The following is a 16,599-nucleotide window of genomic DNA, read 5'->3' as shown; positions in this document are numbered from 1 at the left end:
CAACTCACTTATTTTAGACTATAGCCATTATATAGTAGAACTTAGATGGAAGGCAATCATAGATTAACCATCAATAAGGAAATCCAATAGAAAATTATATTTTTTTTAATTCAGATTCAATAGAAACCTAAACTTTGAATTAAATAAACCTAGATACATCTTCATCATACACATACACCTTCTAAGTATAATAAAGTATTAAATTGAATTTCAGGGACATACTAAAGAGATTACAAATTCTTTTCCAAGAATAGAAGAACCTCTGTTAGCAATTTAACAGAAGTTCTAATAGAGTGTTCCTGATTATTATCAATGACATAAAAATTTTCTTTTTCTCCTATTTGGGCCAGGTTATAGTTCATGAAGTTAAAGCTCGCTAAAGATTGCTTTAAATCTGATGCAAATGAAGTTTTAATATTTTTGCTAGGAATATAAATAAACATCTCTTTTTCTTCTATGATAAATAGTAAAAAATATCTATACTAAACATTAGGAATTTTTTATAAAATATTTCTCAATTTACTATATATACCATAATATGTTAAATTAAATTTGAAAAAGGAATACTTTTTCGTCCCTTTTTTAAACCTCGAATGCAATACGATGGTGACACTCGTAGGAGTGTCTTTTCTTTTGTACGTAAAAAACTTCACTATGGAGCATAATTAGGCATTATACTTTTTGGATTTTCTATATTCCCCTGTGTGAAAAACAATTTATATAACAGCTCCTTGTATCCTTCGCATAGCTTCTGTTTTTCCTCTTCATCAATTGGGCACTTCAAAAACTACAAATTTATAGCCATTTTTTGTTTTTCTTTTGGCCATCCCTATCACCACTATTAAATTCGTATTCGGCGATAGAAAAATTTATGTGTGATTTAACGCTTCAATTATTCATCCTTTTATGTAACACTTATAGCGACTATAGATTCATTTTCTACAAGGAAATCAAAGAGCTTTCAGCAGTAATTTCCTCGTCTTTCTTTCATAAATTTCGCTTCACTATACTATACATTTAATGTCGTCTAAACACGATTCTCTTCCTATGAATGTATATTACTATTCTGAAAGAACCTCAGGAAGCATAACTTTTTGTTCAAAACGCGTAGACAATACCATCAAAATGGTTGGACGACCATACTTATTACATGAATCGCTAAAAGTCTCTAGTGATTCCGGAGAACTTGTAGCCACTTTTAGCAAGTAATTATATTGTCCGCTTATTCTGTATAAATCAATGACATGCGGTGACTGTCTACAAAACTCAACAAATTGATTACAGTTATTTGCTTGAAAAAGAATAAATGCAGTTGTATCTTTCCCTAACTTTTTTCGTGAGACAACAGCTTGATAATTCTCAATAATCCCCTTATCTTCTAACTTCCGAACTCTTTCCTTAACGGCTGGCTGAGTCATATTTACTTCTTTTCCCAAGTCCACCATTGACATCCGACCGTTATTTTGTAGTAACTCTAATATCTTTGAATCAACTTGATCCATATGCAACTCCCCTTTATTTTTATAAACTCAACCCACTTATTTAACAATAAAATGAAAGTAATCTAACTAAAACAACTTATTAATTGCATGTAAATTATACATTCTTTCCCATAAAATATCAGTATCAATTAAAAAGTGATCAAAGGAGATGTTAATGTATGAGCTATCGTCACAATCGAAATGGTTCCAATGTTTTAAAGATACAACGCAAAACTTCCAATTTTGATGCTTGGAGATATGAGTCTATTTATAAATATTCTCCTCTATTTTCGTATAAAAAGCTTTTCAAAACTTTTTTTCGTATCTTTTCCACAAAAACAAAAAATTAAATAACTAAAGTTATTGATATGAAGAAAACTATTATAAGTAAACAATTGACTCATCTTTACACCACTAAAGGAATATTTAAATACAACTAATTCTATTAGTTGTATTTATCTAGTTTTTCGACATTTTATTTTTTGAATTTTTCGTAAAATTAAATTATCATGAATTAAGACCTATTGAAGGCGGAGGGATTGTTGTGCAGAGTCAAATTGAGTTTCAAATATACAATTTTTATAAAGAAGATATACTTAGTCTTATTGCTCTTTCAGCTTCAGTTGGTTGGGATTATGACGAGGATGAAATCAATACCATTATGTCAGCAGGTACTATATATGGGCATAAAACAGAGCAAGGTGAAATTATTTCAAGCGCAGCCCTTATTCCTTATGGAAATAAGTTAGCTTCTATAGGAATGGTAATTGTAAATGAAAATTACAGAGGATATGGATTAGGTAAGAAGGTTATACAAGCTTGTATTGATTCAGTACCTAATAATGTCACAATTATGTTAGCTGCAACTGAAGAAGGCTATCCTCTTTATAAAAAATTAGGGTTTCAATCCGTTACTTGTATACATAAATTAATAAGTGATAACAATAATTCATTTTACCACATCAAAAAAAATCATGATTACGACATTGTTCCGTTAACTGATACTTATTTTAATGATGTACATAAATTGGATCAACGTGCAGTCGGAGCAGATAGAAAATTGTTCCTTAAATCTAGAATTAAACAAGCAAAACAAGGAGTAGTAGTCAGAGCAAAAAATGGAGATTTAATTGGCTATGGATTAAGCATAGAGGGACCAATTCATTTAATTCTTGGCCCCATTGTAGCACTTAATCATGATGTAGCAACTCATATCATTCATCACCTTACTACAAGCTACAAAGGAAAACTTAGAATAGATGTGCTTGATGGGCAAAGTTCATTTATAACATACTTAGAACAATGTGGATTTAAAAAAGTAAGCCAACCACCAATAATGATTAAAAACTCAATTCAATTACCAAGAAGAAATGGTACACTTTATGGTATTGCTGCTCAAGCTTTCGGCTAAAAAGTTTACCCCGCATTAACGGACAGTAAAACCCCCACTGATGGAAGCTTCACTTTAGCATTTCAAAAATAACTAAATCCTAATTTCTCGGTTTTATAAACGAGGAATTAGGATTTCTTTAACATTGTAAATTCGTATTTTCTCGGCTCTATCCAATTGTATTATGAACATTTATTTCCTCATTTTTTGTTTTAAGTAAAACAAAAGATAACCCCGCTGATATACAAATAAGTACAGCGCCAAATATATACACCATTCTGATACCTAAGTATTCAGCTATGAGCGCAATTATAAAAATAGAAAGACTCGAAATCGTTGATAATAGAACGCCGCGAGATGCATATACTTTTGGAAGTAATGACACATCTATATTTGTTTGAAATGCAGTTTGCTGCGCAACATCTCGTATTTGATATGCCGGTCCCATCGCAATACAGAGTACAAGGGATAAGAAAGGAATACTACTAAGCCCATATAATAAAGTAAAAATGCTAAATAAAAAAGATCCCGCTGCCATACTGAGTATAAGATTTTTTTGAATCTTTTTTGCTAAATATATTGTTATAACCCCTCCTACAATTGTACCGATATAATAGCAAGCATTAATATAGCCCCACCATTGTTCTCCTTTATGAAGTATTTCTTTTACATAAACCAATGTAATCGTACCAACCCATATTTGACCTGCAATCCCTTCAATTACATCCATTAACGTAACTAATCGCAGAGTTGAGTTACTCCAAAGGTGAATCCACCCTTCCTTCATGAGAGTCCATTTGGATGCATCTTGATTTTGTGTCATCTGATCATAAAGAGAGCGAATTGCTATATACAAACAAACAATAGAAATCCATAACAAGACAGCCGTTATTAGTAAAGTAGGAATATGTCCTATTTTTACGACAATAAATCCTGTCAGAGTATAACCGCCAATTTGTACCGCTTGATTGGAAATGCTTAACAAGCTATTAGCTTTTACGAGTTCTTCCTTTAAAATAATTTGGGGGACTATAGAATTTAACAAGGGACTTCCCCATCCTTCTACGAAAGAAAGTATCAATATGTAAGTGAATAAAATATAAATATGAGAAGTTAAGAATGTAAATCCTAATAGTAATAAAGTAATCAAAATGGTTTTAGTAATTTGTAAGTTTACAAGTGCTTTTGACATTGAAGTATTTTGTAGGATTAGTGGTGCTGAAAAGCCAGCTAGTAATCTTGTAAGGGCCTTAAAAAAGGGAAATAAAGAAGCGAATAATACAGATTCCGTTTTCTGATAAATGTAAGTCGTAATGACCATGATGTATACGACATCAGCTAACGAAATGCTTGTTTGAGCTATCCAAAATGAATAAAATCTATAATTTTTCATCGTCACCTCCAGATAAGAAATATAATTTAATTAAAATAATTATAAAATAAAAAATATTAAAAATAAACAAAAATATAAGATAGATATAAAATTTTTAGGAATAAGCGATGGATAATTGAACTCTTTTATGTATGGGGAGTAAACGCGAAACACCTGCGACTTGAATGAATATGAAGATTACAAACAGAGAGTAGAACTTCTATAAGCTTAACTAAATTTCACTTGCACATTTTAATCAAACAAAAGAATATACTATTGCATATATAACCTTTTGGAGTGAACTTATCATGAACCTCTTTCCAACAAGGGTTGTTGCTGGTACTCCTGTAGTAACCCCTTCCGTTCACGTTGCCGCTTTTCATACGGCAAGTCCTGTTGTAGGAGTTGTAACGCCATTCATCTGGCCATATCCACCCATTCACTTATCGGTAACACATCCACAAATCATCTATCATTTCCATCATATTCCTTCAATATATAGAAGATATTGATGAACCGCTTAATTTTAAGAACGTAAAAAGCGCTGCTTTCACGTAGCACTTTTTACATTCTTTATCTATTTACAACAATTAAAAGAAATCATAAAAAAATGGTTGCTCGGAAGGAATTAGGTTTTCAAATTGTTTTATGTCTTCTTCGGTTCCAGAAATGGTACCTATTTGATTTAATTCCCATGGACTTTTATAGCCGAAAAGAACTGTAGACAAGGCATTAATATTTAGTTGTATACCTCTTTCTTTCAATGTTTCAGCTTCTTCTTTGCTTACCATTACTACTTCTTTATCTCGGAATATGATTGTCTGATTATTCCAAGGTGCAAATGAATCAGAAATATGTAAAATAAGCTCTTCTTCGTTGTTCTCCCATACAAATGGATATTGCTTTAAAAAACGCTCAACATCTACGATTCTAACCATAAAGTAAGGTTTTATTTCAGCCTTAATACGAGGCTCTTGCAGTGAAAACAGCAATGGTTCTTTTTCATGAACGACTATCTCAAGTTCTTTAATCATTGAATCATGCTGGCAAATGAAATTCCATAAAGCCGTTCTAGCTTCACTGTTTAACGGCACAAATTCTTCTACTTTCATCTTAGAACTCTCTATTTTATAAAGCATATAACCTGTAGGCTCATCAACTTGATTATAATAAACCGCTGCATGCAGATCACCATAAACAAAATCCAACCAGAAATCCTGATTACGAACTAACATACCAGAATATTTCTTCGCAAATTGCTCATATACGATTTCAATCTCTTTCAAATGTGATTCCTTATTAAAACGTTTTATTCTTCCTTGTACGTGTTCTTTCATTATTAAATCAGCTTTTGATAATGAACATACAAAGCGATTCGCAAACAACTCCCATCCATACTTCCTGTAAAAAGAAACAGAAAATGGGTGTAACATTGAAACGCTATAACCATCTTGTCTCATCGTATCTAAAACATGTTTTAATAGTTTTTTTACATAACCGTTTCGTCTAAATTCTGGATATGTAGCTACCCCTGCAATTCCACCCATTTTAAATTTTTCTTCACCTAAAAATATTTCAAGCGGGATAAGGTGTAATTTTGCCGCAATCTCTTTTTCTTCTAATATCCCAAATATTTGATGGTATTTTTTAAAAAGCTGCAGACGTTTTTCAATTTGATCTTCTGATACGTTATATTGAAAGGCGTATTCAGATAGTCTGAGTGCCTCTCGGTGTTGTTCTTCCGATAATTGAATAACTTCCATGCTATTCTTCTCCCCTCATCATATCGCTAACTGCGCATGTACAATACATTAAATATAACATACTAATCAGAAAAATATAAAAATACAAACTTTACAAACAAAAACCCGGTAGATTCTATATCAATCTACCGGGTTTTTACCTTCAACTTCTCAATCTCTTCAAAAAAGTTTGGATACGATACTCCAACAGCTTCCGCATCCTGGATCATTGTCTCTCCATTTGCAATGCAGCCAGCTACTGCAAGCATCATTCCAATTCGATGATCACCATGACTATTTACTGTATTTCCCTTTAATGATGTTTTCCCATAAATAATCATACCATCATCCGTCGCTTCGATACGTGCTCCTAATTTTGTTAGTTCTTCTACAACTGTATCAATTCGATTTGTTTCCTTCACCTTTAATTCATGTGCATCTTTGATAATAGTAATCCCATCTGCTTGTGTTGCTGCAAGAGCGATAATTGGAATTTCATCAATTAATCTTGGAATCATATCGCCGCCAATCTCAATCCCTTTTAACTGTGATGTTTCAATTATAAGATCAGCAACAGGTTCTGCAGCATCTGTATCACATAGTTCAATGGTTAACTTTGCTCCCATTTTTGTAAGAACATCAATAATTCCCGTTCTTGTTGGATTGATTCCAACATTTTTTAATGTAAGTTTGCTATTCGGAGTGATGGCACCACTTACTAGGAAAAATGCAGCCGAGGAAATGTCTCCTGGTACATGAATGTTCGTTCCTATAAGCTGTTGCCCACCTTCTATTGAAACTTTTGTTCCATCTCGTTTTACTTGTACACCAAATGCTTGAAGCATTCTTTCCGTATGATCTCGTGATATATGAGGTTCTGTAACACTTGTTACACCCTGCGCTCCTAGACCTGCTAATAAAATAGCAGATTTCACTTGAGCACTTGCAACAGGTGAAATATAATCAATCGCTTGAAGATTTCCTCCTCGTATCGTTAGCGGTGTATACGTTCCGCCTTCTCTTCCATCAATTATTGCTCCCATTAGACTAAGCGGTTTTGTAACACGTTTCATAGGTCGTTTTCCGATTGAAGCATCACCTTGCAAGCAAAAATGAAGGTTTGTATTCGCTAGTATTCCAAGCAATAAACGAATCGTTGTACCAGAGTTTCCAACATCAAGTACACGCTCTGCTTCTTGTAAACCTTCAATTCCTGTTCCAATTACTTCTACCTCATCTCCATTTTGCGTTATCGATACACCCATTTCACGAAAACAAGAGATCGTACTTAAACAGTCTGCCCCTGGTAAAAAGCCTTTAATCGTTGTTTTTCCGTGAGCGATTGCGCCAAACATAACAGAACGATGTGAAATTGATTTATCACCTGGAATAACGATCGTTCCTTGCAAGCCTTCTATAGCAGTTTGTACAGTTTCCATATTTACTACGGCACCTTCTTTCATTTATATACTTTCATATGTTTGATACTCTTCATGCTGTAAAGATTGCGTCGCTTTCATACGATCTTCTTCTGTTTGAAAGCTAATACGTAACACCCCGAGTAATCCTTCACGCGCTTCTAGTATTTGCAAGTTCGTAATACTAATCTCTTGTCTTGCAAGTATGCTTGTAATATGCGCTAACGCCCCTATTTTATCTAAAACATCCACGTATAGATCATGATAAGCAGGAATCGCACCACTTTTACGAACTGGCATGGAATCACGATATTCTTTTGCATTTGCAAAGTAAGTGTGTAGTACTTCGGCATCTCCTTCTGCGACTGTATGCTGCAATTGCTTCATTTCCATAATCCATTCCTCTAATAACTGTAATAAATGCGGACGGTTTTGTCTTACAATATCGCTCCACATTTTTGGACTACTAGAAGCAATACGGGTAATATCTTTAAAACCGCCAGCTGCCAACATATGAATTAATGGATTATCACCCGCATGTTTTTCTACTTGTTTGACTAATCCTGCAGCAATTAAATGAGGAAAATGACTCACAACACCTGTTACATAATCATGTTCTTCTGTATTTAACACAAGAAAATGTGAATGCGTTCCCTTTAACCAATCTTTTAATTGTTCGACTTTCTCCGTCTGAACAGTATTCATTGGCGTTAAAATGTAGTATGCATTTTCAAATAAATGTGCCTTTGCACTTTCTACACCCGTTTTATGAGATCCTGCCATCGGGTGTCCACCAATAAACGGAACACCGTTTGTCAGTAACATTTCTGCTTCCTTCATAATTGTTCCTTTTGTACTTCCAACATCCGTCACAATAACATCTTCACGTAATTGGAATGATGCAAGTTTTCTAAGTAACTTAGTTGTTTCTTCGACAGGAGATGCAAAAATAATCAAATGCGCCTCTTCACACATTGTTTTTAAGTCCACTCCCACCTCATCGATTACATTCAATCGTTTTGCACGTTTCGCTTGTTCACTTTGAATATCATAACCAGTAATGGTCACACTATGTTCTCGCTTAATTGCTAAGGCAAGTGAACCACCAATTAATCCTGTTCCAATCAATACAACTTTTTTACACATGCGCCTCATCTCGAGACCTGCTATTATTAAAGTGTTGTTTTAACACTGCAATCACTCCTTCATTTTGCTCACTCGTGCCAATTGTAATCCGAACACCATTTAGGAACGGACGAATGATATACCCAGCGTGTGCACAAAGTTCATAAACTGTTTGCGCATCTTCTAACGGTATAAAGATAAAATTCGTTTGAGATGAATAAAACGGAATCTCATTTTTTTTGCAAAAGCTCTCATATTTCTCCAGGCCTTCTCGATTTGCCCGAATTGTCTTTTGTAAAAATGATTCATCATTCCATGCAAGTACTGCAGCTTTTTGTGCGAGTGAAGACACATTAAACGGAAGACGAACGACATTCAATTTCTCGATTATTGTTTCATTTCCAATTGCATAACCAACTCGAAATGCTGCTAATCCGTATGCTTTTGAGAAAGTTCTTAATATAAGAAGGTTCTTATACTCTTTCAGCAATGAAATTGTATCTGGAAAATCACTCGCAGTGACATATTCATAATATGCTTCATCAATCACAACTAATGTTTCTTTATGAACCTTCTTCATGAATTCACGTAATTTTCGGTCATTTACATATGTTCCGGTTGGATTATTTGGGTTACAAATCCAAACAATCTTTGTTTTTTCATCCATGACTAACGCAATTTCGTCCAAATTGTAGACTCCATTTTGGAGCGGAATTTCTTTCACTTTACACCCCTCAATTATTGCATGATGACGATATTGTGGGAATGTTTCTCCAGCCGTAACAACGTTATCTCCTTGGCAAAGCAGCGTTCGGCTAATGATTTGAATGACTTCATCAAGCCCGCTTCCGCATAAAATTTTTTCCTTCTTAACATGTAGTTTTTCCGCAATCGTTTGACGGAGTTCAATCGCTCCTCCGTCCGGATATAAGGCATGTTCATTCCACTCTACTTGTAATCCTTCTATTACAAGAGGTGAACAGCCAAATGGATTCTCATTTGAAGCTAATTTTCCAAATGAATGAACACTATAATCTTCTTGCATTTGTTTTGCTGATTTACCCGGTTTATAGGGTTGCAGCGTTGCTATTTGTTCTTTTACTTTCATAAAAGTTCCTCCTTTTTAAAATTCTTTGGCGTACTTTTTATGCTGAGCAATATTTTGTTGAATAAGATCCATACGATCTTTCCCAAACTGTTCTACTAATGCAGTTGCCAACTCCCACGCAACTACTGCTTCTGCTACTACACTTGCTGCTGGTACTGCACAGCTATCTGAACGTTCAATACTTGCCTGAAATGCTTCCTTCGTATCAATATCTACACTTGCAAGTGGTTTATATAATGTAGGAATTGGTTTCATTACACCTCTCAAAACAATTGGCATTCCTGTCGTCATTCCACCTTCTAATCCACCAGCGTTATTCGTTTTTCTTGTGTAACCCGTTTCTTTATCCCATATGATTTCATCATGTACAGTACTTCCTGGCTTTCTTGCTGCATCAAAACCAATACCAATTTCAGCGCCTTTAAACGCATTAATACTCATGATGGCTGCAGCTAATTTTGCATCTAATTTCCGGTCATAATGAACGTAACTACCAACACCAACGGGCATTCCTTCAGCAATTACCTCAACAATGCCACCAATGGAATCTCCATTACTTTTCGCTGCATCAATTGCTTCCATCATCGCTTGCTCTGCTTCTTGGTCTAAGCAGCGAACAGGTGAGTTTTCTGAAATAATCTGCATCTCTGCTAATGAGACGTGTGGAACTTGATTAACTTTCACACCACCAATTTCAAGCACATGCCCTGCGATAGTTACTCCCAATTCTGTTAAAACTTTTTTTGCAACAGCTCCTGCCGCTACTCTAACCGTTGTCTCTCTAGCAGAAGAACGCTCTAATACATTACGTATATCACGATGGCCATATTTAATTGCTCCATTTAAATCGGCATGCCCTGGGCGTGGTTTTGTAATCGTTCGTTTCATTTCTTTACTTTCTTGTTCAGAAATAGATTCAGCTCCCATCACTTTTGTCCAATGCTTAAAATCATCATTTTTCACAACCAATGTAATTGGTGATCCAAGCGTATAACCATGACGCACACCGCTTACAATCTCAACAGTATCCGTTTCAATTTGCATACGTCTTCCGCGGCCGTGACCTTTTTGTCGTCTTAATAACTCTGTATTTATATCTTCTGCAGTTAAAGAAAGACCAGAAGGAACACCCTCCAAAATAACTGTCAACTGCGGACCATGTGATTCTCCAGCTGTTATATATCTCATTATTATTTCTCCTTTACGTTTTCATCCCGCCCTAACGGCCAGTAAGACTTCCACTGCCGGAAGTTTCACTTTATAAAAAAACCCCTACTGATTTTATTCAGTAGGGGCGATGATATCGCGGTACCACCCTAATTATAGACAAGTATGTCTATTTCTTTTTATTGTTAACGATCATATTGACCGTCTTTCCCTTCATAAAGACTTGTATCTTTACTACGAAAAAGATGCTCCAGGGTTGTAATTCACGTTTATCTTTGTACTGATTTCCACCAACCATCAGCTCTCTGTTACAGGAAGATAAATGCTACTGTTTCCCTTTCAACACAATATCTATTTAATTATGATAATTTATTTTTAAATCCTTTTAACTCTTCCATGAATGCATGGAACTGCGGAATATCCATTTGCTGTGCGGAATCTGATAATGCAACCGCTGGGTCTGGATGCACTTCTGCCATAACTGCGTCTGCACCGATTGCTAGTGCTGCTTTCGCAGTTGGAAGAAGTAAGTCTTTTCGTCCTGTTGAATGTGTTACATCCACAACAACCGGTAAATGTGTTTCTTTCTTTAAAATCGGTACTGCTGAAATATCAAGTGTATTACGCGTTGCTTTTTCGTATGTGCGAATACCGCGCTCACATAAAATAATTTGATCGTTTCCTTGTGCAATGATGTATTCTGCTGCATTTACAAACTCATCAATTGTCGCTGCTAAACCACGTTTTAATAATACTGGTTTATTTACTTTTCCAACTGCTCTTAATAAATCAAAGTTTTGCATATTACGAGCGCCCACCTGAATCACATCAACGTAATCAAGCGCCATTTCTACATCATTTGGATTTAAAATCTCACTAATAATTGCTAAATCAAACTCGTCTGCTACTTGACGTAAAATTTGTAAACCTTCCACTCCTAATCCTTGGAAATCATAAGGAGATGTTCTCGGTTTGAAGGCACCGCCGCGCATTAATTTTATACCTTGTTCTTTCATCGCTTGAGCAACTTGACGAACTTGATCTAAACTTTCAACTGCGCAAGGTCCCATAATAAACGTTTGTACGCCGCTGCCTAATAATTCACCCTTTACATCAACAATTGTATTTTCTTGTTTCTTTTTACGTGAAACTAATAATGCTTTACGATTATCATCTTCTTGTAATTCTAAGCTTGCTTTAAAAATTGTTTTGAAAATATGTTGCACTGTAGATGTTTCAAATGGCCCTTCGTTTTGTTCAGCAATCATATCAAGTACTTCACGCTCACGAACAGGATCGAAGCGTTTCGTACCTTGCAGTTTCTTTTGTTGACCAATTTCTTGAACAACCTTTGCACGCTCATTTAATAAGTGCAGAAGTTGTAAATTAATTTCATCCACCTGTTTACGTAATTGTTCTAATTCATGATTTCCCATTGAAAATTCCTCCTTTTATCTTTTGAAAATATATAATAAGGGATTGAAAATTCCCTATTTTCTGAACCTAATATTTGTAACAAAGTAAGTTTGGTAACGATTCCTTGTATGAAATATACAAAAAATCCCTACTGATCCAATCAGTAGGGACGATTATTATCGCGGTACCACCCTAGTTGCAGACAAATGTGTCTACCTCTCATTTTTGTTAACGATCATATCGACCGTCTTTCCCTTCATAAAGACATCTACCTTTACTACGAAAAAGATGCTCCAGGATTGTAATTCATGCTTGTTTGTGTACTGGTTCGCAGCAACCACCAGCTCTCTGTTACAGGGAAACAACCACTACTCTTTTTTCCTATCATCGCGCTTATTATTTTATTTTCATGTAGGTCCGCATATATGCAAAAAGTCCCTACTGATCCAATCAGTAGGGACGATTATTATCGCGGTACCACCCTAGTTGTAGACAAATATGTCTACCTCTTTTCTTTGTTAACGATCATATCGACCGTCTTTTCCTTCATAAAGACATCTGCCTTTACTACGAAAAAGATGCTCCAGGACTGTAATTCACGTTTACCTTTGTACTGATTTCCACCAACCATCAGCTCTCTTTAACAGGGAGATAAACACTACTCTGTTCCCTTCAATGCTTTATTTTTATTAAGTATTGATTTGTATTATAAAGTGTTATTTTTAACCATGTCAACACTTTTTTATTATTTTTTGAATTTTTCTCTCCCGCTGCATCGTATGTCTCACAATGATAAAGGCGAATCATTTATATTTTGATTTATCATTCCAATACGCATCATCTCATTTTGAATACACTCAAATAGCATATTTTCGAGCTTTGTATCATCAAATAATTGCCGAAGCTGAATCACTTCATTTTCAATACTCCCTGCATCATTTATCTTTGTTAGTAAAATGAAAAATAATTTTGCATATATACAAGGTTTTTGACGAATTAGCTCACTCTTTTCTAGCATCTGTTTGAACAAACATTTCAATTCCTGTTTTTCCTCATACAGTGAAGAGATAGAAAAATACGATAAAACGGCTTCAATCCCTTTTTCAGTAATAGCATCCATATATAATACAAATCGCAGAAATATGATATACTCTCTCTCTGATATCATACTCATTTTGGGGCGTTCTATTAAAAAGTTCGCAAGCCAATCTTGCCAAAATTTTTGTTGTTCTTTTATACTCAATGTTTTTACATAATAAGATACATTTTCTATAAACTTTATTTTCCTTACCTCTTCTTCCTGTATAAAAAGAGTGTACAACCAGTCTATTTTTTCATCCCAATATAAAATACACTTTAAAAAGACTAGACTTAGCCATTTCATAAATACCTCTTGTGTTTGTTTATTTAACAAATGTAAATTGCAAACCGCAAAAGAAATGTATTTCTTTGTTTGTATGAATAAAGGCAAATTAATTTGAGTATTTACAAAACCAGCCCACGCATATTTTGTTTCCTCTTCACTTTGCTGCAAATCTAAATAAGGAATCATATACTTTCTACACCATTGCTTCTCGATATGATATAAAAATGTTAAATCAGCTGTTAACCTAGCAATCATTATATTTACGTAGTATGTTTTTTTTCGCATCTGCTCTTCAAATAAATACAAATACGCGTGTATATTACGATCATATAAATGTTCATATGCAAGCAACTTTAATAAAACTGCTGTTATTTTCCCTACCGGATGCTGAACAGCCTCATTGTAGTAATCCGTTTGCTCTTTTCTTCTTCCTTGCTCTCCTTTCATTACAAGAGGAAACAACGAAAAAGCAAGTTGTTTTACTGCCCGAATTGTTTCTTCTTGAAATTCTTCTAAACGATTGCTTTTTTCATACAGAAAACTACTAATAAGCCAATGATAAGTAGTATGTCGAACAAATTGGTGTAACAATGGTAAAATCTCTTGCACTTGCTCATTTGTTAATTTTCGATAATTTCGCCACTCCCGCATTAATACAAACCACACTTCTTTACTCACTTCTTTATATCTAACTAATTGATATGCTAGAGAAATACTCCATTGCACATTCGTTTTGCATGCCTTAGAAAGCATCTCTAAAAAATGATGCTTCTCAAACAATCCTTCATGTGAATATTGAAGAACTTGCCTCAATATTTCTTCTTCTCTCATATGTAACAAACCATCAGCTGTTAAATTGCATGTAATCGGCTGCAACATACGCTCTTCTTGTAAATCTGGAAACTGACTCGACGAAAAATGAGGGAATTTCTGTTTCATAAAATCATATGTTTGTTTTGTAGACCCGTTAGCTGGAGCACACATGTAAAGCCAATCTATTAAGTTGCAAGCTCCAAAATAAGTTTTCGCTTCAAACTGTTTCACTATGTTACTTAGCACTTTTTGTTTTGTAGATTCAGATGCACCTTCATAATGATTCTTTAACAGTTGAAACACTTCATGCTTGCAAGAATCTTCCGTAAGCATTCCATGCTGTAATAACCATTCTATTTTTTCATTTTGCGTTCGAAAAACAGTATGGTTCATACTATGAATTGCAATTCTCTTTTGCAGGATGCTTCCAAATTCAAGCATAAAAGTAATATAAAAATTTGCTTTTTCTTCATAATGGGCACAAACATATTCCATACAGTCTCTAACAATATTAATTAAAAACGAAAACTCACGTGGCTGGCTATCTTGCTCATGCGGTTCAATTGCACTTCGTAATTCACTAACTGTGTCATGAATTTGAAGTGACTGCTGTTTTAACGCTAATCTCTGTATTTTTTCTAATCCAGTCTGCAAAATTGGTATAGCAAAATAAGAAAGATGCGGCTTCATTTTCACTTCCCATATAGACTGCATCCTTGAAAAAGTTACAGCTGACAGATGATTCGTTTCCGCTAACTCTACAATATCCGGCATCTCCTGTTCCCATTGTCGAATTCGTTTTAATTTTAGTTTTCCATCTAACATAAAAGTTAGTAAAAGAACCATAATTTCTTTATGCTCTGGGTACACACACTTCTGAAGTAAGGAAGGTAAATTTTCAATAAAAAACTCATTTGTTTTCGCTTTTTCTAATAATAATAAAATCCATTTCGCAAATGAAACCGTATGTATCGGCTGTTCCATTTCTGCTAAACATACACATATCGTATTCCATAACAAGGCGGATATTTTCGTATTATTTTTATACATTAACTGAAATAATTCATTTTGATGACTTACTAAAAAATGATTTACAATCCACTGTGCAAGCAATTGATCTTTCTCAGAAGTCTCAGCTTCTTCCGAAAATAAATTTCGTAATTGTCCCTCTTTTTCCAACCATTCCACCCATTCGTAGTCTCTTGCAAACTCTACAAAATAACGGAGTGTTTCAATTTTTTTTACAGATTGTTTAATATAAGACAGCTGCTCCTGCTCTAAAGATGGTGGAGCCGTTACAATATCACGAATTCGTGTTCTTTTTGTAATATAATTATCCCCCATTAGCTCTGCCCATCGTTGTACGGCCTTTGCTAATGATTGATGATTTTGTGCCTTATTCGGATATACAATCGGCTTAATCCCTAAATGCTCCCAATGATATGTATTTTCTCCTTCTGCAACAAATGCATATCGTCTCGTACTAGGTGGTAATCCAGTTGCTAAATACTTCATAACAGGATCATTATGGCTATAACCAATAAACAAAACCGTATAATTAGAAAATAGGTCTACTAAAAATCTCCTTGCCCATCCTTCTGTTAAGTAAGCCCTTCCAAAATCACCATCTGTCAAAATTAAATTTTCTTTTTCTTGTTCCACATTGCCATGAATATACGCCAATCCTTTAAAAGCTCTTCCAGTTGGAAGTGCCGGGGCATAATACATATTCACGTTACGCTCCGATTCTTCAAGCACAGTTGTAAAATGCTGATCAAAATTTGTAGTCACAATACGAACATTCTCATCAGCCGCAAATAACTGCAAAATAGAATGATGCAATGGATTTGGCTTTGAATACGCTACATGAACAAGATTCTTAGCAATCTGATGAACATCTTTCGTTTTCGCAATTTTTCCAAGATAATAATCGTGCGGCTCATTTTCCTCACGTTTTTCTACATATAGAGCGTTCGCAATATAATCAACTAAATCATCAAAATTCGGTAAGTTTGAATTTCCTTTCATAGATACTCCAGCTCCAACAAATACCACGAGTTTCCCTTGTTCGAGTTTATCAAATAGTTCATCTGGAATTTCTACCTCTGAAGTAATCCACATTTTTATCTCTCCTTACCTAAAAATGTTAATTTTCTCTTTTTAATATAACATTTTTTGTGTTTTTTTAACATTCAGATAAA

General features: G+C 34.6%; 12 protein-coding genes and 3 other annotated features. Of the genes, 2 read left to right on the top strand and 10 right to left on the bottom strand.

Going from position 1 to position 16,599, the window contains the following annotated elements; all coding sequences use genetic code 11:
• Positions 1-230 precede the first annotated feature (230 nt).
• Entirely contained in the window at positions 231-443 is a 213-nt protein-coding gene (locus AB1279_RS11760; protein WP_429758904.1) for a hypothetical protein, read from the bottom strand.
• Positions 444-1,061: 618 nt separating this feature from the next.
• Entirely contained in the window at positions 1,062-1,502 is a 441-nt protein-coding gene (locus tag AB1279_RS11755) for an Lrp/AsnC family transcriptional regulator (protein WP_429758903.1), read from the bottom strand.
• Positions 1,503-2,025: 523 nt separating this feature from the next.
• Here AB1279_RS11755 and AB1279_RS11750 point away from each other — a divergent pair.
• Positions 2,026-2,892 carry a GNAT family N-acetyltransferase gene (locus AB1279_RS11750; protein ID WP_429758902.1) on the top strand — a complete coding sequence of 289 codons (867 nt, stop codon included), beginning with the start codon at positions 2,026-2,028 and terminating at the stop codon, positions 2,890-2,892.
• Positions 2,893-3,040: 148 nt separating this feature from the next.
• Here the strand turns inward: AB1279_RS11750 and AB1279_RS11745 are convergent, their stop codons facing one another.
• Positions 3,041-4,264 (bottom strand): MFS transporter, encoded by a 1,224-nt coding sequence (locus AB1279_RS11745; RefSeq protein ID WP_429758900.1) that lies wholly within the window; start codon positions 4,262-4,264, stop codon positions 3,041-3,043.
• A gap of 287 nt (positions 4,265-4,551) precedes the next feature.
• On the opposite strand from AB1279_RS11745, the gene AB1279_RS11740 reads away from it, so the two are divergent.
• On the top strand, positions 4,552-4,755 hold the full coding sequence (locus tag AB1279_RS11740) for a hypothetical protein (RefSeq protein ID WP_429749421.1): 204 nt from the start codon (positions 4,552-4,554) through the stop codon (positions 4,753-4,755).
• A 78-nt stretch (positions 4,756-4,833) separates the two neighbouring features.
• On the opposite strand, the gene AB1279_RS11735 is transcribed toward AB1279_RS11740, so the two are convergent.
• The 7 genes from AB1279_RS11735 to AB1279_RS11705 form a co-directional block, all read right to left on the bottom strand.
• Complete coding sequence (locus AB1279_RS11735; RefSeq protein ID WP_429758898.1) at positions 4,834-6,006, bottom strand: GNAT family N-acetyltransferase; 1,173 nt, start codon at positions 6,004-6,006, stop codon at positions 4,834-4,836.
• Positions 6,007-6,131: 125 nt separating this feature from the next.
• Positions 6,132-7,424 (bottom strand): 3-phosphoshikimate 1-carboxyvinyltransferase, encoded by a 1,293-nt coding sequence (aroA, locus tag AB1279_RS11730; RefSeq protein WP_429758897.1) that lies wholly within the window; start codon positions 7,422-7,424, stop codon positions 6,132-6,134.
• Positions 7,425-7,448: 24 nt separating this feature from the next.
• Entirely contained in the window at positions 7,449-8,549 is a 1,101-nt protein-coding gene (locus tag AB1279_RS11725) for a prephenate dehydrogenase (protein ID WP_429761369.1), read from the bottom strand.
• Positions 8,542-9,636: a histidinol-phosphate transaminase gene (gene hisC, locus AB1279_RS11720; RefSeq protein ID WP_429758895.1), complete on the bottom strand. Its 1,095-nt coding sequence runs from the start codon at positions 9,634-9,636 to the stop codon at positions 8,542-8,544. Before hisC ends, AB1279_RS11725 begins: the two co-directional genes overlap by 8 nt.
• Positions 9,637-9,651: 15 nt before the next feature.
• On the bottom strand, positions 9,652-10,824 hold the full coding sequence (aroC, locus tag AB1279_RS11715) for a chorismate synthase (protein ID WP_429758894.1): 1,173 nt from the start codon (positions 10,822-10,824) through the stop codon (positions 9,652-9,654).
• A gap of 99 nt (positions 10,825-10,923) precedes the next feature.
• Positions 10,924-11,155, bottom strand: a binding site (T-box leader).
• Between the two features lie 7 nt (positions 11,156-11,162).
• The gene (locus AB1279_RS11710; protein ID WP_429758892.1) at positions 11,163-12,239 is read right to left on the bottom strand and encodes a bifunctional 3-deoxy-7-phosphoheptulonate synthase/chorismate mutase; all 1,077 of its coding nucleotides are present in this window, start codon (positions 12,237-12,239) and stop codon (positions 11,163-11,165) included.
• A 142-nt stretch (positions 12,240-12,381) separates the two neighbouring features.
• Positions 12,382-12,616, bottom strand: a binding site (T-box leader).
• A 55-nt stretch (positions 12,617-12,671) separates the two neighbouring features.
• Positions 12,672-12,904: a binding site (T-box leader), on the bottom strand.
• A 99-nt stretch (positions 12,905-13,003) separates the two neighbouring features.
• Positions 13,004-16,519 (bottom strand): DUF4020 domain-containing protein, encoded by a 3,516-nt coding sequence (locus AB1279_RS11705; RefSeq protein ID WP_429758890.1) that lies wholly within the window; start codon positions 16,517-16,519, stop codon positions 13,004-13,006.
• Positions 16,520-16,599: the final 80 nt, after the last annotated feature.

Source organism: Bacillus sp. S14(2024) (assembly GCF_050473785.1).
In the GTDB taxonomy this organism is placed as follows: Bacteria; Bacillota; Bacilli; order Bacillales; family Bacillaceae_G; genus Bacillus_A; species Bacillus_A yunxiaonensis.
The sequence above is the reverse complement of the archived record's forward strand: the minus strand, read 5'-3'. Positions and strand labels throughout refer to the sequence as shown.

Coding starts and splice junctions, on each gene's coding strand:
- aroA (WP_429758897.1), bottom strand. CDS start 7,424: ATGGAAACTGTACAAACTGCTATAGAAGGCTTGCAAGGAACGATCGTT.
- AB1279_RS11745 (WP_429758900.1), bottom strand. CDS start 4,264: ATGAAAAATTATAGATTTTATTCATTTTGGATAGCTCAAACAAGCATT.
- AB1279_RS11710 (WP_429758892.1), bottom strand. CDS start 12,239: ATGGGAAATCATGAATTAGAACAATTACGTAAACAGGTGGATGAAATT.
- AB1279_RS11735 (WP_429758898.1), bottom strand. CDS start 6,006: ATGGAAGTTATTCAATTATCGGAAGAACAACACCGAGAGGCACTCAGA.
- AB1279_RS11740 (WP_429749421.1), top strand. CDS start 4,552: ATGAACCTCTTTCCAACAAGGGTTGTTGCTGGTACTCCTGTAGTAACC.
- aroC (WP_429758894.1), bottom strand. CDS start 10,824: ATGAGATATATAACAGCTGGAGAATCACATGGTCCGCAGTTGACAGTT.
- AB1279_RS11725 (WP_429761369.1), bottom strand. CDS start 8,549: ATGTGTAAAAAAGTTGTATTGATTGGAACAGGATTAATTGGTGGTTCA.
- hisC (WP_429758895.1), bottom strand. CDS start 9,636: ATGAAAGTAAAAGAACAAATAGCAACGCTGCAACCCTATAAACCGGGT.
- AB1279_RS11755 (WP_429758903.1), bottom strand. CDS start 1,502: ATGGATCAAGTTGATTCAAAGATATTAGAGTTACTACAAAATAACGGT.
- AB1279_RS11760 (WP_429758904.1), bottom strand. CDS start 443: ATGTTTATTTATATTCCTAGCAAAAATATTAAAACTTCATTTGCATCA.
- AB1279_RS11705 (WP_429758890.1), bottom strand. CDS start 16,519: ATGTGGATTACTTCAGAGGTAGAAATTCCAGATGAACTATTTGATAAA.